General features: G+C 60.6%; 17 protein-coding genes. 5 read left to right on the top strand and 12 right to left on the bottom strand.

Features of this window, described 5'->3' with window-relative positions; translation table 11 throughout:
- Positions 1–4 precede the first annotated feature (4 nt).
- The 3 genes from LVY75_09300 (at position 5) to glpK (ending at position 3,705) form a co-directional block, all read left to right on the top strand.
- A complete protein-coding gene (locus LVY75_09300) occupies positions 5–286 on the top strand; it encodes a DUF2160 family membrane protein (GenBank protein ID XAZ20306.1) in 282 nt (93 codons plus the stop codon).
- A 79-nt stretch (positions 287–365) separates the two neighbouring features.
- The gene (locus LVY75_09295; GenBank protein XAZ20305.1) at positions 366–2,096 is read left to right on the top strand and encodes an ABC transporter substrate-binding protein; all 1,731 of its coding nucleotides are present in this window, start codon (positions 366–368) and stop codon (positions 2,094–2,096) included.
- A 112-nt stretch (positions 2,097–2,208) separates the two neighbouring features.
- Positions 2,209–3,705: a glycerol kinase GlpK gene (glpK, locus tag LVY75_09290; GenBank protein ID XAZ20304.1), complete on the top strand. Its 1,497-nt coding sequence runs from the start codon at positions 2,209–2,211 to the stop codon at positions 3,703–3,705.
- Positions 3,706–3,782: 77 nt separating this feature from the next.
- Here glpK and ugpC read toward each other — a convergent pair whose 3' ends face one another.
- From ugpC to LVY75_09260, 6 genes are all read right to left on the bottom strand, one after another.
- Positions 3,783–4,853: a sn-glycerol-3-phosphate ABC transporter ATP-binding protein UgpC gene (gene ugpC, locus LVY75_09285; protein ID XAZ20303.1), complete on the bottom strand. Its 1,071-nt coding sequence runs from the start codon at positions 4,851–4,853 to the stop codon at positions 3,783–3,785.
- 18 nt (positions 4,854–4,871) lie between these two features.
- A complete protein-coding gene (locus LVY75_09280; GenBank protein ID XAZ20302.1) occupies positions 4,872–6,392 on the bottom strand; it encodes a DUF5060 domain-containing protein in 1,521 nt (506 codons plus the stop codon).
- 30 nt (positions 6,393–6,422) lie between these two features.
- A complete protein-coding gene (locus LVY75_09275; protein ID XAZ20301.1) occupies positions 6,423–7,307 on the bottom strand; it encodes a carbohydrate ABC transporter permease in 885 nt (294 codons plus the stop codon).
- Positions 7,304–8,203, bottom strand: a complete 900-nt coding sequence (locus LVY75_09270) for a sugar ABC transporter permease (GenBank protein XAZ20300.1) — start codon at positions 8,201–8,203, stop codon at positions 7,304–7,306. Before LVY75_09270 ends, LVY75_09275 begins: the two co-directional genes overlap by 4 nt.
- A gap of 94 nt (positions 8,204–8,297) precedes the next feature.
- Positions 8,298–9,551, bottom strand: coding sequence for an extracellular solute-binding protein (locus LVY75_09265; protein ID XAZ20299.1), 1,254 nt, complete (start codon positions 9,549–9,551; stop codon positions 8,298–8,300).
- A gap of 521 nt (positions 9,552–10,072) precedes the next feature.
- Positions 10,073–10,909, bottom strand: a complete 837-nt coding sequence (locus LVY75_09260; protein ID XAZ20298.1) for an alpha/beta hydrolase — start codon at positions 10,907–10,909, stop codon at positions 10,073–10,075.
- A 100-nt stretch (positions 10,910–11,009) separates the two neighbouring features.
- Here LVY75_09260 and LVY75_09255 point away from each other — a divergent pair, with 100 nt between their 5' ends.
- Entirely contained in the window at positions 11,010–11,642 is a 633-nt protein-coding gene (locus tag LVY75_09255) for a GntR family transcriptional regulator (protein XAZ20297.1), read from the top strand.
- A 13-nt stretch (positions 11,643–11,655) separates the two neighbouring features.
- Complete coding sequence (locus LVY75_09250; protein XAZ20296.1) at positions 11,656–13,179, top strand: aldehyde dehydrogenase; 1,524 nt, start codon at positions 11,656–11,658, stop codon at positions 13,177–13,179.
- Positions 13,180–13,464: 285 nt separating this feature from the next.
- On the opposite strand, the gene LVY75_09245 is transcribed toward LVY75_09250, so the two are convergent.
- From LVY75_09245 to LVY75_09220, 6 genes are all read right to left on the bottom strand, one after another.
- Complete coding sequence (locus LVY75_09245; GenBank protein XAZ20295.1) at positions 13,465–15,324, bottom strand: hypothetical protein; 1,860 nt, start codon at positions 15,322–15,324, stop codon at positions 13,465–13,467.
- Entirely contained in the window at positions 15,321–16,355 is a 1,035-nt protein-coding gene (locus LVY75_09240; protein XAZ20294.1) for a Gfo/Idh/MocA family oxidoreductase, read from the bottom strand. Before LVY75_09240 ends, LVY75_09245 begins: the two co-directional genes overlap by 4 nt.
- Before the next feature lies 1 nt (position 16,356).
- A complete protein-coding gene (locus tag LVY75_09235) occupies positions 16,357–17,421 on the bottom strand; it encodes an ABC transporter permease (GenBank protein XAZ20293.1) in 1,065 nt (354 codons plus the stop codon).
- A complete protein-coding gene (locus LVY75_09230) occupies positions 17,418–18,968 on the bottom strand; it encodes a sugar ABC transporter ATP-binding protein (protein ID XAZ20292.1) in 1,551 nt (516 codons plus the stop codon). Before LVY75_09230 ends, LVY75_09235 begins: the two co-directional genes overlap by 4 nt.
- Positions 18,965–19,609 (bottom strand): DUF2291 domain-containing protein, encoded by a 645-nt coding sequence (locus LVY75_09225; protein XAZ20291.1) that lies wholly within the window; start codon positions 19,607–19,609, stop codon positions 18,965–18,967. Before LVY75_09225 ends, LVY75_09230 begins: the two co-directional genes overlap by 4 nt.
- Positions 19,610–19,686: 77 nt before the next feature.
- Complete coding sequence (locus tag LVY75_09220; protein ID XAZ20290.1) at positions 19,687–20,628, bottom strand: D-ribose ABC transporter substrate-binding protein; 942 nt, start codon at positions 20,626–20,628, stop codon at positions 19,687–19,689.
- Positions 20,629–20,688: the final 60 nt, after the last annotated feature.

The following is a 20,688-nucleotide window of genomic DNA, read 5'->3' as shown; positions in this document are numbered from 1 at the left end:
GGACATGACCCTTTCGTGGATGGCCTGGACGCTGCCGACGGCGCTCTTCTTTCTCACGATCCTGACCCTGCTCATCGCCATGAGCGTCTGGGAATATTTTTCGCCGGGCGGCTCGCCGCGCGTTGGCTTGCTTCGGTTCGAGACGACGCGCGGCGACCGGCTCTTCATCTCGCTGCTCGGCGCAGCATTCATTCATCTCGCATGGCTGGGTCTTGTCGGACCCAGCCTGTGGTGGGCTCTTGGCATCTCCGTGATCTACGCCATCGGCGTGTTCCGTTACGTGTGATTCCAAGCTGATACGGATGGCCGGGGGTACTGGCCGCCTGAGACGTAAGGACTGCAATCGCTAAACCTGGGAGGATATTATGCGACGGCATCTACTAGTGACGACAGCAGGCATTTTGCTGGCCATGGCGGGCTCCGCCTATGCCGGCATGGATGAGGCGAAAACCTTCCTCGACAAGGAGGTCGGCGATCTCTCGACGCTTACGCGCGCGGACCAGGAAAAGGAAATGCAATGGTTCGTCGATGCGGGCAAGCCTTTCGCCGGCATGGACATCAAGGTCGTGTCCGAAACGCTGACAACGCATGAATACGAATCCAAGGTGCTGGCGCCCGCCTTCACCGCGATTACCGGTATCAAGGTCACCCATGACCTGATCGGTGAAGGCGACGTGGTCGAAAAGCTGCAGACACAGATGCAGTCGGGCGAAAACATCTACGACGCCTATGTCAACGACTCCGACCTGATCGGTACCCATTGGCGCTACCAGCAGGCCCGTTCGCTGACAGACTGGATGGCCAATGAAGGCAAGGATGTCACCAATCCCGGCCTCGATCTCGACGACTTCATCGGCACCAAGTTCACGACCGCGCCGGACAAGAAGCTCTACCAGCTTCCCGACCAGCAGTTCGCAAACCTCTACTGGTTCCGCTACGACTGGTTCAACGACGAGAAGAACAAGGCCGATTTCAAGGCGAAATACGGCTACGACCTCGGCGTGCCCGTCAACTGGTCGGCCTATGAGGACATTGCCGAATTCTTCACCGGCCGCGATGTGAACGGCAAGAAGGTCTTCGGCCATATGGACTACGGCAAGAAGGACCCGTCGCTCGGCTGGCGCTTCACCGATGCCTGGCTGTCCATGGCCGGCAACGGCGACAAGGGCCTGCCGAACGGTCTTCCGGTCGACGAATGGGGCATCAAGGTCGACGAGAATTCGCGTCCGGTCGGCTCCTGCGTCGCACGCGGTGGTGACACAAACGGCCCGGCTTCCGTCTATTCGATCCAGAAATATCTCGACTGGATCAAGGGCTATGCTCCGCCGGAAGCAGGTGGCATGACCTTCTCCGAATCCGGCCCGGTTCCGGCGCAGGGTGCGGTTGCCCAGCAGATCTTCTGGTACACGGCCTTTACCGCTGACATGGTCAAGCCCGGCCTGCCGGTCATGAACGAAGACGGTACCCCGAAGTGGCGCATGGCCCCCAGCCCGCATGGCGTCTACTGGAAGGACGGCATGAAGCTCGGCTATCAGGACGTCGGTTCCTGGACGCTGATGAAGTCGACGCCTGACGACCGCGCCAAGGCCGCATGGCTCTATGCGCAGTTCGTCACCTCGAAGACTGTGGACGTGAAGAAGAGCCATGTCGGCCTCACCTTCATCCGCGAATCGACCATCCGCGACAAGAGCTTCACGGAGCGCGCTCCCAAGCTCGGCGGCCTGATCGAGTTCTACCGCTCGCCGGCCCGCGTCCAGTGGTCGCCGACCGGCACCAACGTTCCTGACTATCCGAAGCTCGCGCAGCTGTGGTGGCAGGCAATCGGTGATGCCGCTTCCGGTGCAAAGACCGCGCAGGAGGCCATGGACTCGCTGTGCGCCGAACAGGAAAAGGTGCTGCAGCGCCTCGAACGCGCCAAGGTGCAGGGCGATATCGGCCCGAAGCTCGCCGAGGAGCATGATCTCGCTTACTGGAACGCAGATGCGGTGAAGAAGGGCAACCTCGCTCCGCAGCTGAAGATCGAGAACGAGAAAGAAAAGCCCATCACCGTCAACTACGACGAGCTCGTCAAGAGCTGGGCCGACGCCAAGAAATAAGCGTCATCGGCCGGGTGCGATAGCACCCGGCCATTCCCGATTTTCCAAAACAATAATGAGGACAGAGCTGCCGTTCCGGCGGAACGATAGCTGTTGCGCAGGAAGTAAAGTCATGAGCGGCCATATCCTTGCCATCGATCAGGGCACGACATCGTCGCGGGCCATAATTTTCGACCCTCAGATGCGGATCGCATCCTCGGCGCAGACTGAGATCACCCAGCATTTCCCGCAGACCGGCTGGGTGGAGCATGATGCGAGTGAGATCTGGGACACGGTACTGTCGACCGCGCGCGACGCTCTCACAAAGAGCGGTGTGGCGCCGGGCGCAATCGCTGCCATCGGCATCACCAATCAGCGGGAAACGACCGTCGTCTGGGAAAAAGACACCGGCCGGCCGCTGCACAGGGCGATCGTCTGGCAGGACAGGCGCACGGCGGAAATGTGCGACCGGCTGAAGGTGGATGGCTACGAAAAGCTTTTCACTGCCAAGACCGGCCTGCTTCTCGATCCCTATTTCTCCGGAACGAAACTGCGCTGGCTGCTTGACAATGTCGAGGGACTGCGTGCCCGAGCCGAGGCCGGCGAGGTCTGTTTCGGCACGATCGACAGCTGGCTCATCTACAAGCTGACCGGGGCGCGGGCGCATGTCACCGATGCGACCAACGCCTCGCGAACCCTGCTCTACAACATCGCCGAGAACTGCTGGGATGACGAGCTTCTCAAGATCCTGCGCATCCCGCGGGCGCTGCTGCCCGAGGTCAAGGACAGCGCCGACGATTTCGGCACGGTCGATCCCGGCATTTTCGGCGCCGCGATCCCGATCCTCGGTGTCGCCGGCGACCAGCAGGCGGCGACAATCGGCAATGCCTGTTTCGAACCGGGCATGGTGAAATCGACCTACGGCACTGGTTGTTTTGCACTTCTGAATACGGGTGACGACCGCGTGCATTCGAAGAACCGGCTGCTCACCACCATCGCCTACCGTCTGAACGGCAAGAGCACTTATGCGCTGGAAGGGTCGATCTTCATTGCCGGTGCTGCCGTGCAGTGGCTGCGTGATGGTCTCGGCATTATCGGGAATGCATCGGAAACCGGCGCGCTGGCCGACAGAGCCGATCCGCAGCAAAGGGTCTATGTCGTGCCCGCTTTCACCGGGCTCGGCGCCCCTTATTGGGATCCGGAGGCCCGCGGCGCGATTTTCGGCCTGACACGCAACAGCGGCCCGGCGGAACTGGCGCGCGCCGTCCTGGAATCGGTTGCCTACCAGACGCTCGACCTGCTTGTGGCGATGCGAAGCGACTGGGGCGACCACCCGATTGAGACGGTACTGCGCGTCGATGGCGGCATGTCGGCATCGGAATGGACCATGCAGCATCTCGCCAATATTCTCTCAAGTCCCGTCGATCGGGCAGCGACGTTGGAGACGACGGCGCTCGGCGCAGCCTGGCTTGCTGGATCGAAGGCCGGTGTCTGGCCGGATCGGCAGGAATTTGCGCGCGCCTGGGCGAGCGATCGCAGCTTTGAGCCTGATATGGCTGACATAGACAGGCAGGCGAGAATTGTCGGCTGGCGAAACGCGATTGCGCGAACACTCAGTACGGTGGCCTGACTGGGGCGGACCGCCACCGTAAATAGGGAGCCGGGTGGTGTCAGGCCGCCCGGCTCGTCGCTCCATCCATGACCGTCCTAGGCATCAAGCCGGTTCTGCGTCTGCCGGTCGAAGAAATGCACTTTCGGGGTCGCAAAAGACAGTCTCACCCGCTGTTCAGGCGCCAGGTTCACCCGTTCGCGCAGGACCCAGGTCAGTTCCTTGCCCTCGACCTCGACGGCGACATGGGTTTCCGACCCGGTCGGCTCGATCACCTTCACGATCGCTTCGAAACCTTCCTCGCCACCGAGCGAAATATCTTCGGGGCGGATGCCGAGTGTCAGTGGCCTGCCGGCGGAATTCTCAGGCGCCTGGGAGAGTTTGACGCGCGCGCCGCCGGAAAGAGCGAGGCTCGGGCTGCCGCCAGTCTCGAGCGTGCCTTCGAGGAAGTTCATCGCCGGCGAGCCGAGGAAACCGGCGACGAAGATGTTGCGCGGCCGGTCGTAGAGTTCAAGCGGGCTGCCGATCTGCTCCACCTTGCCGCCCTGCAGCACGACGATCTTGTCGGCCATGGTCATGGCTTCGATCTGGTCATGCGTGACATAGACGATCGTTGTCTTGAGGCGCTGGTGCAGGGCTTTGATCTCGGCCCGCATCTTGACGCGCAGCTTGGCGTCGAGGTTCGACAACGGCTCGTCGAAGAGGAAGACTTTCGGATCGCGAACGATGGCGCGACCCATGGCGACACGCTGGCGCTGGCCACCGGAAAGCTGTGCCGGCTTGCGCTCCAACAACGGCTGCAGGCCGAGGATGGCGGCAGCTTCGGAGACTTTCCTGTCGATCTCCGGACGCTTGGCGCCGGCGAGCTCCAGCGCAAAGCCCATATTCTGGGCGACCGTCATCTGCGGATAGAGCGCGTAGTTCTGAAAGACCATGGCGATGTCACGGTCCTTTGGCTGCAGATTGTTGACGACGCGCCCATCGATGCTGATCTTGCCGGCGCTGATATCCTCAAGACCGGCAATCATGCGCAGGAGCGTTGACTTGCCACAGCCGGACGGGCCGACGAGGATGACGAACTCGCCATCGGCGATATCGACATCGATGCCATGGATGATGTCGACCGCGCCGAAGGATTTCTTGACGTTCTGGATGTTCAAGCCGGACATGGGCTCCTCCTTAAATCCCTAGCGCTTTCTGCGCACACGCAGCGCCTGATGCGGCTTGCGCGGAAGCTTGACGCCGAAAGCCGCGTCCGGCTTGCCGCCACGCACGATCGCGCCGTGGCGAGTGGGGTGCGGGACGGGTGCGGCAACCTTCTCGGCCGGCGTGATCGTCATCTCCCAGGTGTCGATGATATCGACCTCGTAATTGTCGTCGTCGAGCGGCAGGCCTGATGACCAGATGACGGGCTGGTGCTCGCCGAGATAGATCAGCCGGAAATCGCCGTCGCCATCCCTTGCGCCAGAGACGCGTGACCAGGGCCATTCGCCGAGGACGCCGAGCGGTTCCAGCCCGTGCCTGACGTCGGCCTCGAGCAGATCGCGCAAGAAGCCGATGCGCTTCCAGGCCTCGCCGCGCAGTTCGCCGCCCTTCGCCCACCAGATCAGATCCTCGGGATGGGAATAAGTCTCGCCGTGGCCGGCATAACCGCCGCGCGCCATGGTTATCCAGTAGCGATGCACCAGCTCCTGGGCGGAGAGATTGCCCCAGGACTGCACGATGTCGCCTTCATATTCCGGCTCGTCGTTGACGACCGGCTTGCCATAGGCGTTGCGCCATTCCTGCGTGCGCTTGACGTCGGGATTCTGGATGCAGGTATGGGTGACCCACGGTTTGCGATGATCGAAATTTGCCGTCACGTCGCCGTTATGGATCGAACGCAGGTGCTGGTAGGGATCGTTTTCTTCCAGGATGTGGAAATAGCGGTCCCATTGTTCCATCGGCTTGGTGTCGATCAGGAAGTCATATTCGTTGGCGAGTGACCACCAGACGTTCCGATAGGCAGAAAGCCGCGCCGCCAGATAGGCGACATAGCGGAAATCCTGCTCGGCCGACATGTCGGCATAACCCCAGCGGTCATAGGGATGAAAGATGATGATGTCGGCCTCGATGCCGAGCGTGCAAAGGGCGGCCACCTGCCGGTCGAAATGCTGGAAGAGGGCCGGGTTCGGCCGGTCGAAATCCTCCTTGCCGTCAGCATCCTTCTCGAAGCAGGCGTGCAGCGGCTCGTTGGTATTATAGGGATAGTCCTTCGGGAAGACGCCCATGCGGATCTTGTTGAAGCGGGTCTTTTTCAGCGTCTCCAAAGTCTGTTGCTGCATCTCCAGGGGCTGATGCGTCCAGGCATAGCAGGTGGTGCCGAAGGAGAAGAAGGGCGTACCGTCGGCATAGCCGAAATGGAATTTGTTGCGCACCCGCACCGGGCCGTGATTGCCGGCTGACGGGGCGGTTGCTGCAAACTGCCCCGTCCTGCCGTCCAGGGCAGCGGTCTTCGAACGCGTCCTGAAGGACCATTCGCCTTCGACATCGGGCATGAAGCGGATGCGGTAGGTGCCGTTGCCGTCGTAAAAGCCAGGCACACGGACCTCGCGGCTCTTATGCGTGAACACGGCATCGAATGCCACGTCGAGATAGGGATTGCCTTCGGATGGGCCGGCGAAGGCCGCTTCGAACACACCCCATTTTTCGACTGCTGCATCGGACATATGTCTCTCCTCGTAGAACAGATTTCGGTATCAGCCCTTCACGGCGCCGGAGGTCAGTCCGGACACGAAGTAGCGCTGGAACATGAGATAGACGATCGTCGCCGGAAGCACGGTCATCACGATCGCGGCGTTGAGCTGGCCGTAATTGCTGGAAAACTGGCCCTGGAACGACATGAGGCCGAGCGGCAGGGTCCACATGTGCTGGTCCTGCAGAAGGACGAGCGCCATGGCGAATTCGTTCCAGGTGGAGACGAAGTCGAGGATCAGCAAGGCGGCAAGAACCGGCAGGCAAACCGGCAGGAAGATGCGCCGGAAGATGGTGAAATGCGTTGCGCCATCGATGAGGGCGGCCTCCGACAGCTCCTTCGGAATGCCCTTGAAGAAGCCGTGCAGGATGAAGACCTGATAAGGGACGCCGAAGGCGATATAGGGCAGGATGACGCCCGGATAGGTGTCGATCAGTCCGAAGGAATTCACCAGCGTGAAGAGCGGCGCCAGCATCACCTGGAACGGGATCATCGTGCCGAAAACGACGAGCAGAAGCAGCGCCTTGCTGATCCTGAGCTTGATCTTGGCAAGCGCATAAGCCGCCATTGCCGACAGCGCCAGGCCGAGCGGCACCTTGATGACGGTGATGATCACGCTGTTGAAGAAGGAGCTTGCGAAATTGCCGCGGCTCCAGGCGTCAGCATAGTTCTGGAAGGCGAGTTCCGTCGGCGGCATGAAGGCGCCGGTGCTGGTGACCGCAGCCGGTGTCTTCAGCGAGGTAAAGACGATGAAGACGAAGGGTGCCACCCAGATCAGCGCGACAAGGATGAGGGCGATCCACAAGCCGACGAGGATGGGATCCCGCTTCAGGCGAAGCGGCTTGGTATCGATGTCGATATCATCGGCTTGCGCTCCAAGAACTGTCACGATTCGACCTCCTCATGCTTTTGCGTCCAGCGCAGATACGGGATGACGATCGCCATGGTGATCAGGAGCAGCACCACCGAGATCGCCGCACCGCGGCCGAAATCGAAGATCTGCATGGCCTGGGTAAAGGCCCAGAGTGCCAGCATCTGAGTGGATTGAGCCGGGCCGCCACCGGTCAGGCCATAGACGATGTCGAAGGCCTTCAGCGACGAGATGATCGACAGAACCAGAACGATGGTGATGGTGGGGCGCAGTGCCGGCAGGGTGACATGCTTGAAGACCGCCCATCGGCCGGCGCCATCGATGCGGGCAGCTTCCACCAACGTCTGCGAGACGTTCTGAAGGCCTGCCAGGAACAGCACCATCGAGAAGCCGACGGTCTGCCAGAGGTAGGCGATGAAGACGGAATAGAGCGCGATATCCTTGTTGCCGAGCCAGTCCTTGATCCAGGTCTGCATGCCCCAGGACGTCAGCATCTGGCTGAACAGGCCGAAGAAGGGATCGTACATCCATTTCCACATCGTGGCGACGGCGATCGGCGCGATGATGACGGGCAGGTAGAAGATGGCGCGCAGGCTGTTGCGGCCAAAAATCTTCTGGTTGAGGCTGAGCGCGAGCAACAGCCCGACCAGCGGCGGGAAGACCAGGCTCATCAGCGTCCAGATCACGGTATTCTTGAAGGCGACCCAGAAGACCGGGTCGCGCGTGAAGATCGCCGTGTAGTTTGCAAGGCCGACGAATGGGCGCTGCGGGTCTAGCCCGTTCCATTTCTGGAAGCTGATGATGACCACGTTCAGCATCGGGTAGAGCGCGAAGATCGCGTAGATGGCCAGAGCCGGGACGAGCAGGATGAAGGCCTGCACGCGCGGATCATGCGTTGTTTGGCGCAAGGACATTCTCACCTCCGGCGCAGGGCATCGCCCTGCCGGTCTTGCGGATGCGGCGCCAGCCGACCGACAAGGTGTCGGCCAGCCGGCGTCTCGGGAGGGGTCAGGTTCTGCCGGCGATGAAGGCCTGCATCTGCTTGGCGGCGTCGGCCGGTTCGATGCTGCCGGAGGCGACATCGTTGATGACGCGGAAATATTCCGTCGTCACATCAAGCGGGAAGGCCTGGTCGCCGTTCATGTAGATCTTGTCGTAGGTCTTGAAGATATCCAGCCACTCGGCTTCCAGAGGCTTCTGGTTGGTGTACTGGACGTTCTTGTTGACCGAGATCGAGCTGATCTGCCCGACGAGATCCTGCTGCACCTTCGTCGACAGGAAATAGTCGACGAATTTCGCAGCCATATCCGGGTTCTTGGTCTTGGTGCTGATGTAGTTGTACTCGGCGAAACCGTAGAGGCGGTTGGTATTGGTCGGGAAGGGGAAGATCCCGTAATCGTCGAGATTGGCGCCGCTGCCCGAGAGCTGGCCGACCAGCCAGTCGCCTTCCAGCATCATCGCTGCGCGGCCTGCCGTGAAGAGGCTATAGGACTGTTTGTTGTCGATGCCCATGAAGGGCTGCAGCGTATAGTCCTTCGTCCACTTGGCGAATTCGGCGAAACTGTCGGTGGCGCAGGGCTCCTTCGACCAGTCGAGCTTCATCAGCTTCAGCTGGTCGTGCTTTTCAGCGCCGCACTTGGTTTCGAGGATCACATCCATCAGCCGCATGACGTGCCAGTTGACCGTCCCGCCGAAGGTGAAGGCCGGGATGCCGGCTGCCTTCAGCTTGTCGGCTGCAGCCAGAAGCTCTTCATAGGTCTTCGGCTCCTCGGTGATGCCGGCTTGCTGGAAGAGTTTCTTGTTATAATAGACGGCCTCACCTTTGAAGGTAAAAGGCGTGCCGTGCTTGCCGCCCGGATAAAGGTCGGCAAAGGCCGCTGCCGAGGGAAGCAGCTCGTCGTTCCACTTGTATTCGGTGTAGTACTTGTCGAGCGGCAGCGACAGGCCGGCCTTCACATATTCGCCGCCGAGGCCAAGGCCTGCCCAGCTGAAATAGATGTCCGGGCCGCGGTTGGAGCCGGCGGCAACGCGCAGCGCCGTCTTGTGCTCGTCGACAGCGCGCTGGACGATCTCGATATGGGTTCCAGGGTTTGCCGCTTCGAAGTCACTGGCAACCTTCTTCAGGGCCACGTTGGCGGCATTGTTGTCGAAGTTCAGCGTCCAGAGCGTGATGTCTTCAGCCTTGACGGGGGTGACTGCAACGGCCGCAACAGCGATGGCAGCCATGCATGAAGACTTCAATTTTGCAGAAAGCGTCAGCATTACGTCCTCCTCTTGTAAGCTGGGGCCCTTCTTGCCGGATGCTCATTGACATGTCAACTGGTATGATGAGCTCACCATGAGAATAGGCGTCTTGTGATCGATGCCCGTTTCATTGAGGCCCTGCGGGTGAAGGCGGCAGCGGCGGGAGGATCCGTTTGTTGGAATGGTTATTTCGGGTTGGAAAACGTGGCGCCTTCTAGCTTCGGTGTCCGGATTCGTGCGTGCACGGTAGCGCGTTCGAAACGGCTGTCCGCGACACGATCGAAAGCGATCTGGCGTTGAGCCATGCGCTGCTGCCGCTGCTGCAAGCCAGGCAAATGCTTCTGAAGTATGACCCGCGTGAACGATCAGGCCGATGATGCGCCAGGCAGACCGGAACTTGACGAGGCAATGCTCAAATCCTTAGACCTCGACTGCAAAAGATAGTCGCGTCATTTTCCGCTCAGCGGAAAACGTCTCTTTCTAGATGCGATCGTGGTCGAACTTTGTAGCGCCTGGGCAGCGACACGAAGAAAGCCCTCCTACCGTTCGAATGAGATCGTCTGTGGGTGGGCAGAAACAGGGGCTGCGAGAAATTGATCAAGCAGGGCGATAACCTCGTCGGGCGCTTGCAGTGGCGGTACATGCGCACAGCCCTTGAGTATGGATAATCTGGCATCGCGAAGCCGTCCGACCAGATCATAGGCCATCTCTGATGGCGTTGCCTGATCTTCATCTCCGACAATGACCAGTGTCGGGCAGCGCACCGCCGAAACGCCGGCCGACAGATCAAGCGAAGCGAGTGTGTCGCAGGCCTCGCAAAAAACACCCACATTCGTGCGGAGAAACGCCCGTCGACGATCCTGCATTAGATCGGGATGGCTCTCTTGAAATTCGGCGGCAAACAATCTGTTCATCGCGGTTTCGGCAACCGCAGCAAGCCCGGCCGCAGACGCGACCGTCGCCATTTTTCGAAACGCCTCCCTGCCCTCGTCCGAAAATCTTGTCCCACAGCCTATCAGAACGAGATGGGATACTCGCGTAGGATGCCTGATCGCAGTCTGGAGCGCCACAAACGCGCCGAAACCATTTCCGAGCAGGGCAGCTTCCTCATTCGCCGCAAATGCTTCGATCAGGTTTGCGATACGATCGGCGGTTTCGTCAAAACCTTCCACGCTCGCGGGCGATCCGCCAAAACCTGGAAGATCGGGGACGATCACTCGATAGTGCGCAGTGAGCGCGGGCATTATCCTGTCGAAACTTTCACGGTCGGACAGCAACGAATGAAGCAGGATCAGCGGCTGTCCACGACCGGCCACGTAAAGGTTCATTTTCTTGTCCATCACAAATCCCCAACTGCGCAGGGTTTGATATTTCATAAATCCCATTTTTGTGTATTGCAAGTCGTTATTTTTCAGGCGTATGACTCATATTGTGAAATATCACGGAATACGGAAATGCTAGAAGCGAGATACGAACTTGCTGCTCAGAGAAAATATCTACGACGCGCTTCGCACCGAAATCTTGACCTGCCGCTTGATGCCGGGCGAGGAAATCCGCGAACAGGATCTCGCTGCCCGTTATGAGGTCAGCCGACAGCCAATCCGCGAAGCGTTACTGCGGTTGCAGCAGGATCGCCTGGTGACCGTGCAGCCGCGCCAAGGCTATCAGGTCAATCCGATTTCGATGAAAGACGTCCGGGATCTCTTCCAGTTTCGCCTTGCGCTGGAGCCCGCATGTGTCGCCGCTGCGATCGAGAGCGCCGACGATCAGACACTGTCGGCCCTCGATCGTTTTCGATCCATCGGACCCGAAGAGGAATTTATCGACTACAACAGGGCCTTTCATGATGCGCTCGCGGCCGCCTCCGGCAATAGCCGGATGGAGGCCGCCATCCGGGATGTTCTTGATCAGGCCGACCGCCTCGTTCGTCTTTCCGTCAGCGCCATCAAGGGACGAGACCCGCAAAAGCTCGTCGATGAACACGGCGATATCATCGATGCCGTGCAGCGGCGCGATGCCCGCGTGGCGCGTAAACTCATCCGTGCCCACGTGATTGATGGCCAGAAGCGTGTCCTATCCGCCCTCGGGCGGAGCGCTGTCAGGTCTTGATTGGAGAAAAGTCATGAACCAAACGACCCGTGATCCTGCCGTGGAGACCCACGGTAATTTCGTAGATGGCAAGGAAATCGACGCTGGTAATGGCGCGTTCATCGATGTCCGCAACCCGGCGACCGGAATGGTGATCGCGCGCATTCCGAACTCGACGCCTAGCGATATCGATTGCGCGATGAAGAGTGCGCGTGCGGCTTTCGAAGGCCGCGAATGGGGTGGAATGGATATTCGCGCGCGGGCCCGTCTCGTCAACAGACTGGCGGATGCTTTTGAGGCTAACCTTGAGACTCTGTACCGCCTGGAGACGCTGAACAACGGCAGGCCGCTCAATGAGACGCGGGCGCAACTCTCCCGGCTTCCGGATTTCTTCCGCTACTTTGCTGGCCTTGCAATTGCCCGCCGCGACGATGTCATTCCGGTCGAAGGGTCCTATCTCAACTACACGCTGCGCACGCCGATCGGCGTCGTCGCCAACTGCACGCCGTTCAACCATCCGCTGATGATCATGTGCAAGTCCCTTGCCGCGGTTTTGGCATCTGGATGCACGACCGTCGTCAAGCCGTCGGAATATACCCCGCTGACCACCTTGAAACTTGCGGAGATCTTCGTTGAAGCCGGACTGCCGAAAGGCGTGTTCAATGTCGTCCTTGGCTACGGCCCCGAAGCTGGCCGATTCCTGGCAGAGCACCCCGACATCAACAAACTCGTGCTGACCGGCGGCACGGAAGCCGGCCGGATTGCAGGCAGCGCCGCAGCGAAAGTGTTCGCGCATCAGACGCTGGAGCTCGGCGGCAAGACCCCCGTCATGGTCTTTGACGACTTCGACGTCGATCAGGCCGTGAACTTTGCCGCCTTTAGCGCCTTCATCGGGGCGGGCCAGACATGCGTGTGCGGCAGCCGGCATCTCGTCCAGGAATCGATCTACGAAGCCTTCGTCGAAAAACTTGCCGCCAAGGCGCGTTCCCTCCGGATTGGAAACCCGTTCGATCCCGAGACCCAGCTTGGCCCGGTTATTTCGGCCAGGCAACGCGAGCGTGTCCTGACGTACTCCCAGCTCGGCCGGGAGGCCGGAGCCCGTGCGGTCGCGGGCGGCGACGTCGCAAACGTACCGGGATTTGAAGGCGGCTATTTCGTCCAGCCGACCGTGTTTGCCGACGTCAAGGCGGATATGCGCATCTTTCAGGAAGAGGTATTCGGACCATTCACCAGCGTTACGCCCTTCAAGGATGAAGCGGAGGCGCTGCGCCTCGCCAATGATTCGCCCTTCGGTCTCGGAGCTGCAATCCGCACCCGCGATGTTGCCCGCGCGCACCGCGTCGCCGCCGGCGTCAAGGCCGGAATTGTCTGGGTCAACGACCACCACCGCCTGGATCCGGCCTCTCCCTGGGGAGGTGTCGGTGAAAGCGGCATTGGTCGTGAGTTCGGACTGGAAAGCTTCAACGATCATTTCAGCGTCAAGAGCGTCATGGTGGCAACCGCAGACAAGCCTTTCGACTGGTACAGCGCCACCGCAACGCAAACCCGTCTGAACTGACGGACAGCGCGAGGCGGCAGCGGAGGAATTCTCCGCCTCGCGATCACAATTGATCTCACGAGTAGATAATGTCGACAATCGTCAATGCAGGTGGGCGCCTCGATCGGTTGCCCACCCTGAGCTGTTTCCGACAGAAGTACGCCTGCGCGCTTCGGGATATGCCAGAACCTGGGGCGAGGAGCCACCTCGCAACGCCCTTCATCGTCGTCTCGCTTTTCCAGTCGCATGGAATATCCACGGCACCCATACTGATGCCCAAAGGTCTGCGCGATGGGCCTGAAAATCCTAAACGGCAAGTCTGATCGACGCCGTACCAAAAGGCGCCAGTGCCATGCTCGTGCCTTGCGAGGCTGGCCCGAAAGCACTGATATCGATGCTTTGCTCTTCCGCGGTCAGGTTGACGATGTGCAGCGTCGCAGCTGACGATTGCCGGGAAACGAAAGCCAGGAGTTCCGAGGGGCGCGAAGAAATGCAGCTGCTCCATGGCGAGCCGGCAAGGCTCGACAGTAGCTTGACGACTTTGAAGAGCGGCCGATTGCCGCCTTCGTCCGTTGGCTCTGCCTTGCCGGCAATGAGGCCGAAAGGACCCGTGAGTGCCGCGAGCGTCAGGCATTCGATATTGGCATCAAGTATCCGGATGGCATAACCGAGCGCAAACGCCTCCGCGAAGCGACCATTATGACGCGGATCGCGGTTTGCCATCGGAATGCGTCTGCCGGAGGGATTGTCCATTGTGCGGCTGCCATAGGGGTTCTGCCGCATGGGAATGGTCGAGGGGCCGATCCGGTAGGGTTTGTCGCCATAGATGGCGCGCACCGAGCCGATAATGAAGGGCAGCGCCTCCAGCGTCTGCATGACACTCAGATCATCGGCGGCATGGACGATGGGATTTGTGCAGTGGCTGACGAAATCGAGGCGGTCTGCCGGCACCCGTTTGCGGTTGAGTTCGGTGAAGTAGCTCAGCATGCCGCCGCCGATGCGATTGCCGGCAAAGGCTTCGTGGGCCGCAGCATAAACCTCCTCGAGTGGCGGGCATTCGGGCCATTTGCTGCCCGGAGGCGTCGACTGCCGATCAACGGCAGGCGAGATCAGGATGGCGTCCGCGTGGAAGCCTGCATCCTGCATCTGCCGTGCGATCTCTGCCGCCTCGATGGCTGGCGCCTGCTTGCAGGGCAAGGCGATTTCCAGCGTCGATCTGCCGCCGTTGATAGCGGCGACGGCAGCGAAATCCATTAGAGCCGGCATCCCGTGGCCGGCACTCGGGTCGAAGTGGAACAGCAGTTCTTGCGGAGCGATCTCGGAAAGCAGATTGCGGGCTTCAAGCGTCGCTTTCGCTTCATCGGGCGTGACGAGCAGGCCGATCGCCGGCATGGTGCCGCTGCTCTCACCCGGTTCGAGCCGGATGTCATCAGCGGTCGAGCCGAGGGCCGCCACTTGCCCGCTTCTGGTATCGCGGATGGAAAGGACGATCCTCTGCCGCACCGGTTCATGTGCGGCGATCTGATACGGCCAGGGCAGCGCCAGCGGGCGCACATAGGTCTTGTAGGAAGCGTCGGACCAGTTGCGCTGATCCTCCATCTCGAACGTATCGCCTTCCATCCGACATTCGGCCGAAATACCCGGCAACACCTGATGCGTAATCGCCCGCATATCCTTGAAAGGTTGCCAGGGTTCGATCTGATCAGGAAAGCGCGTCTCGTTCACGTTGCCGTCGACATGCTCGACCTTGGCCGGGCTCCCGGCAATGCCGACGATCGGGTGCAGGATGCAGAAGCCGCAGCGATTGGTCTCGAAACCGGTTGGCGAAAGGGCTCCCGCCTCGAAGATCAGCTCCCGCTCGGTGGCTGCAATATGCACCGAAATGGCAAGCCTTGTGTCTTCCGGTCCCTTGCAATGGGCGACATAACGGACGGAAAAGCTATCCTTGCCCTGCTCGACCCAGAGATTGTCGATTGTCGGACTATAGGTCCCCCAGTCGCGGTCACGCACTAGATAGGAGACGGCACGCAATACTTCTACGCCGTCATAGCGGATCGTCCGCAGATTGCCCTTGGCAAGATCGACCGAGAGGCGCCCGGCAGCCAGGCGGACCGGATGCTCTTCGGCCTCATGCGTGCCGTAGAGGGCAAAGGCGTCCGTCATCATTTCAGCATGGCCCCCACGTCGATCGTCTTTCCCGATGCGGCACTGTCATAGGCCGCTTCGACAAGGGCGAATGTCTTGAGATTGTCGGCACCCGAGGTTGCCGGCTCGCCGCCGTTCTTCAGCCGGTCGACCCAGTGTTTCTGGATGGCGTAGACGCTTTCCTGAATATTGTGCCAGGGTCGCGATGCCCAGGAGAGAAGCTGCGGCGACGCATCGGAAACGACCGTGCCGGCAGCATTCGTGACCTCGAGCCGATAGCCGGACGAAAGGCGGATCGTGCCATCGGTGCCGTCGAGCTCGATCAGCGTTTCCGGGAAAGGCTCGGCGGCAAGCTTCGTCGCGTAGCTGACGTCGACGATAGAGGTCGCCCCACTTTCGTGGTCGAGCAGGATCGTTGCCACATCCTCGCCCTTGATCCTGGGATTGACGCGTTTTGCGCGCGCCGTCAGCGTCTTCACGTCGCCAAGGATGAAGCGGGCGATATCGAGCGTGTGGATGCCGAGATCCTCGATGATGAAACGTTCGCCTTCGGCGAGGTAAGGCTGTCCGGAAAAGACGTCATACCCTGAGCGGAAGGAGAAACGGCCCCAGAAGGGCGTGCCGATCGCCTTGTGGTCGAGCAGCCGGCGGACGGCCTGGATCGGCGTTTGCCAGCGGAAATTCTCATGCACCATCAGCGGGATGCCGGCACTTCGGCAAGCCTCGACCATCGCCTTGGCGTCGACAAGCGTCTTGGCGAAGGGCTTCTGGCAGATGGCGGGGATCTTGTGGCTCGCCGCCATCTCCACCAGTGCCCGGTGGCTTTGGACCGTGGTGGCGATGTCGACGAAATCGAAGCCGCCATCGGCAAACATGGCCGCGGCATCCGTGTAGCGCCTGTTGATGCCGAACTGTTCGCCGACAATTTTCAGGCGCTCGGGATCGCGGTCGCAGATCGCCACGATCGAGGCGCCGTCGACATCCTTCCACGCGTGCATCTGGTTGATCGCAAAGAAGCCGCAACCGATCAAAGCACCTTTCAAGTCAGCCATTTCAACCTGCCTTTGCCATCTGCATGAGGGTCACGCGCTGCTGCAGCCGACGCTGCGCCTGATCGACGACGACGGCGATGATGATCACCAGACCCTTGATGACCATCTGCCAGAAGGAGGAAACCCCCATCATGACCAGACCGTCGGAGAGAATGCCGATCACGAAGGCACCGATGATCGTGCCGCCGATCGTGCCGCGTCCGCCCGACATCGAGGTGCCGCCAAGAACGGCCGCGGCAATCGCGTTGAGTTCGAAGCTCTCGCCTGTGGCTGGATGTGCGGCCATCAGCTCCGAGGAGATGACGATGCCGACGATCGCTGCGCAAAGACCGGAGAACATATAGACGAAGATTTTCACCAGATCGACGCGGATACCCGACATGCGCGCGGCGCGCTCATTTCCGCCGACAGCAAAGATATGTCGCCCGATCGGCGTCGAGCGCGCCACGTAGGCCGCAAGAAGCGCCAGCACGATCAGGATCCAGATCGAGACCGGCAGGCCGAGAATGCGGCCGGCACCGAAGAAATCGAAACCGGTCGTCGCATATTCCGGTCGGCCGACGAGGTTCGGGAAGGTCTGGCCGTCGGAGGAAAGCAGCGCCAGGCCGCGGGCGACATAGAGCGTGCCGAGTGTGGCGATGAAGGGCGCGACGTTGAGCTTGGTAATCAGCAAGCCATTGATCAGGCCGATGAAGAGACCGATCGCCAGCGTGATCAGCACAATCTCGGCGAGGTTGAAATAGACCGTATAGCCGATCGGCAGTTCGATGCCATAAAGGATCAGCCCGCCGGCGACCATGCCGCAGAGGCCGACGATCGAGCCGACCGAGAGGTCGATGCCACCGGTGATGATGACGAAGGTCATGCCCATCGCCAGGAAAGCATTCAGCGCCACATGCTTCGACATCAGGATCATGTTTGCGGTCGAGGTGAAGTTCGGCGCGAAGATCGAGAAGAAGATGATGACGGCAAAGAGCGCGATGAAGGTTCGAAGCTTCATCAGCGTCAGCAGGAAGGAGCCGTTCGCGCCCTTCGGCGCGGAATTGGATGCGGTAGCCGCCGTCATGACGCGAGTTTCCCTTGATGTTCGTGCCCCTTGGCGGAGGCCGCGATAATGGCTTCTTCTGTTGCCTGCGCGCGGTCGAAGACGGCGATGAGATGGCCGTTGCTGAGCACTGCGATGCGATCGGAGAGCGCCATGACCTCTTCGAGGTCGGAGGTTGAAAACAGGATGGCGAGACCGTTGGCAGCAAGCCGACGCATCGTGCGGAAGACATCCGCCTTGGCGCCGACATCGATGCCGCGGCTCGGTTCGTCCATCAAAAGGACCTTCGGATTGGTCATCAGCGCCTTGCCGATGACCACTTTCTGCTGGTTGCCGCCGGACATGGAGGTCACCTCGAAGTCCGGGTTCGGTGCTTTGATGGAGAGATCGCGGATCGCCTCCGCGATGGCGTTCTTCTCCGCCTTGGCATTGATATGGAAGAGACGGGTGAACCGGCCGAGGCTCGCTAGCGTCAGGTTGGAAGCGATGGAGAGAACCTGCACCAGGCCCTCACGCTGCCGGTCCTCGGGAATGAGCGCGAGACCCCGGCGGATGCGTCGCGTGGTGTCCCGAGCGCGCACTTCCTTGCCGTCGATGAAGATCTTGCCGGTCGAATGCGCATGGCGGCCGATGACGCATTCGAAGAATTCGCTTCGCCCGGCGCCCATCAGGCCGTAAATACCGAGGATCTCGCCAGCTTTGACCGTCAATGAAACATCGTCGACGGCAAGCCCGCCGGTCGGGCGCGGCAGGCTGATGTTCTCGGCCCGAAACATTTCCTTGCCGACTGCATGTTCGACGGATTTGGCGAAATCCTTGGCGTCCGAACCGATCATCGAGCGTACGATCCAGCGCGTGTCTATATCCCTCACCATCGCCTGGCCGGTAATCTGCCCGTCGCGCAGCACGGTGATGTAATCGCCGATCCGCATCAGCTCTTCCAGGCGATGCGAAATATAGACGATCGCCACCCCTTGCGCCTTCAGTTCGCCGATCACCTTGAAGAGGATATCGACTTCCGCTGCCGACAGCGCCGATGTCGGCTCGTCCATGATCAGGATGCGGGCATTCAGCGACATTGCCTTGGCGATCTCGACAAGCTGCTGCTGGCCGATCGGCAGGTCCTCGACCATGGTCTCGGCATCGATCCCGGCATCGAGTCGCGTAAGGAATTCATTCGCTTTGCGGACCTGTTCCCTGTGGTCGATGCCAAGCACGCCGCGGGTCAGTTCGCGCGTTGCAAAGATATTTTCGGCAACCGACATGTTGGCGAAGAGATTGAGCTCCTGGAAGATCATGCCGATGCCGTGCGCCTGCGCATCCGCGGGGCTCGCGAAGGAAACGGTTTCCCCATCAAGGATGATATTCCCGAGCGTCGGCCGTTCGACGCCGGCGATAATCTTCATCAGTGTCGATTTGCCGGCGCCGTTTTCACCGACCAGCACGTTGACGGCACCGCGGCGCAGTTCGAGATTGGCGCGCTTGACTGCGACGATGCCGGAATAGACCTTCGACACATCGTCGAGGCGCAGGATGATATCGTCCTTGGGAGCCTCGGCCACCGTCATGGTGCCACCGTCAGCGCCGAAGGGGTCACGAGTGGGAGGTCGCTGCCTGATGGCAACGGGAAAGCGCCTGTCACGGTCACCATCTTGCCGACCAGCCCGTCGCGCGGAACCGCCGATAGGAAGGCGCTGTTGGCCTTCTCATTGAAGGACTTGCCGAACTGCGCCCATTCGATCTGGTTCTTGAACTCGTTGAAATTGACGAAATCCAGCGTGTCTCGCAGCGCCGTGCCACGAATGGCCGGTCCGATCTGCACTTTTGCGTCGGCCTTGCCGTCGCCATCGGCATCGACATCAAGCGTCGCCGCCCGTGACGCCGTATCGGCGGCAATGACCTTGCCGCTGAACTTGACGGCATAGGTCCAGGGAGAGCTCGCCTGTTTGTGCGGATTGCCATATTTTTCGCCCGCCTGATCGGGGCTTGAAGCGGCGAGTGCCACGACGTCCTTGAGCCCGCCGGCACGCTTTTCGTAGTAGGGGACGACCTCAGGCTGCCAAATGGCCTCGACCTTGGCATTCGGATCGAATGCGCTCTTGGCCGTCGCTGCGGCTTTTTCTTCCGCAGTCGGTGTCTTGATGATCTTGCATCCGGGCAAAGCTGCCACGACGATCGCGGCAATCAGGACGCCCCTGATCCTCAACATGCTGTCAACCTCGAAATCAATGGAAATAAGTTGCAGGGAGCGTGGTCGCCCACGCTCCCTGCAACAGTCGGTCCGCCTTACTTTGCGATGGCAAAGGTCTCGAGCTTGCCGGCGTTGTCGGCATTGATGAGAACGCAGTCCATGAGCTGCTTTTCTTCCTTCGGTGCCGTCTTGTTCTTGATATAGGCGTCGGCCTGTTCGACAGCCATCTGGGCCTGTGCGTAGGCCGGTTGCAGCACGGTCGCCTTGATGCCGCCCGACTTGATGGAGTCGCGGACATCGTTGGAACCGTCGAAGCCGACGACGATCACGTCCTTGCGGCCGGCAGCCTGGAGGGCGGCGATTGCGCCCATGGCCATCGTATCGTTGCCGGAGATCACGCCCTTGATGTCGGGATTGGCCTGCAGGATGGTTTCCATCTTGGCATAGGCTTCCGTCTGGCTCCAGTTGGCCGACTGCTTGGCGACCGACTTCAGATCCGGATAGTCGTCGATGACGTCATGATAGCCCTGCGAGCGGATGCCGGCATTGGTGTCTGACTCCTTGCCGACGAGCTCGACGTAATTGCCCTTCTCGCCCATCAGCTTGACGAATTCCTGCGCGCCGAGCTGGGCACCCTGATAGTTGTTCGACACGATCTGGGCGACGGCAACGCCGGTCGCATTGATTTCGCGGTCGATCAGGAAGGAGGGGATGCCGGCATCCTTGGCCTTCTTGACGGCAGCAACCGAAGCGTCTGCGCCGGCATTATCGAGGATGATCGCCTTGGCGCCGCGGCCGATCGCGGTATCGATCATTTCCGACTGCTTGTTGGCATCGTCGTCATGGGTCATGACGAGGGCTTCATAGCCGAGTTCCTTGGCCTTGGCTTCGGCGCCGACGGCCTCCGCCTTGAAGAATGGATTGTCGTGGGCCGGCGTGATGATGGCGATCAGGTCAGCCGAAAATGCCGGCATGGCAACGCCGAGCGACAGGGCGCCGGCGAAGGCTGCAAGGGTCAGTCTACGCGTAAGGTTCATGGTTTTCCTCCCAGGTTTGACGCATGGCCGAACCAACCCCGGTTCGGCTGAATCCATGCG

The sequence above is a fragment of the Sinorhizobium sp. B11 genome, assembly GCA_039725955.1.
Lineage (GTDB): Bacteria > Pseudomonadota > Alphaproteobacteria > Rhizobiales > Rhizobiaceae > Rhizobium.
Note: the sequence above shows the minus strand (reverse complement) of the source record. Positions and strands in the feature narration are given on the sequence as shown.

Coding starts and splice junctions, on each gene's coding strand:
- LVY75_09280 (XAZ20302.1), bottom strand. CDS start 6,392: ATGTCCGATGCAGCAGTCGAAAAATGGGGTGTGTTCGAAGCGGCCTTC.
- LVY75_09295 (XAZ20305.1), top strand. CDS start 366: ATGCGACGGCATCTACTAGTGACGACAGCAGGCATTTTGCTGGCCATG.
- glpK (XAZ20304.1), top strand. CDS start 2,209: ATGAGCGGCCATATCCTTGCCATCGATCAGGGCACGACATCGTCGCGG.
- LVY75_09270 (XAZ20300.1), bottom strand. CDS start 8,203: ATGTCCTTGCGCCAAACAACGCATGATCCGCGCGTGCAGGCCTTCATC.
- LVY75_09250 (XAZ20296.1), top strand. CDS start 11,656: ATGAACCAAACGACCCGTGATCCTGCCGTGGAGACCCACGGTAATTTC.
- LVY75_09230 (XAZ20292.1), bottom strand. CDS start 18,968: ATGACGGTGGCCGAGGCTCCCAAGGACGATATCATCCTGCGCCTCGAC.
- LVY75_09260 (XAZ20298.1), bottom strand. CDS start 10,909: ATGAAATATCAAACCCTGCGCAGTTGGGGATTTGTGATGGACAAGAAA.
- LVY75_09245 (XAZ20295.1), bottom strand. CDS start 15,324: ATGATGACGGACGCCTTTGCCCTCTACGGCACGCATGAGGCCGAAGAG.
- LVY75_09220 (XAZ20290.1), bottom strand. CDS start 20,628: ATGAACCTTACGCGTAGACTGACCCTTGCAGCCTTCGCCGGCGCCCTG.
- LVY75_09225 (XAZ20291.1), bottom strand. CDS start 19,609: ATGTTGAGGATCAGGGGCGTCCTGATTGCCGCGATCGTCGTGGCAGCT.
- LVY75_09265 (XAZ20299.1), bottom strand. CDS start 9,551: ATGCTGACGCTTTCTGCAAAATTGAAGTCTTCATGCATGGCTGCCATC.
- LVY75_09235 (XAZ20293.1), bottom strand. CDS start 17,421: ATGACGGCGGCTACCGCATCCAATTCCGCGCCGAAGGGCGCGAACGGC.
- LVY75_09300 (XAZ20306.1), top strand. CDS start 5: ATGACCCTTTCGTGGATGGCCTGGACGCTGCCGACGGCGCTCTTCTTT.
- ugpC (XAZ20303.1), bottom strand. CDS start 4,853: ATGTCCGGCTTGAACATCCAGAACGTCAAGAAATCCTTCGGCGCGGTC.
- LVY75_09240 (XAZ20294.1), bottom strand. CDS start 16,355: ATGGCTGACTTGAAAGGTGCTTTGATCGGTTGCGGCTTCTTTGCGATC.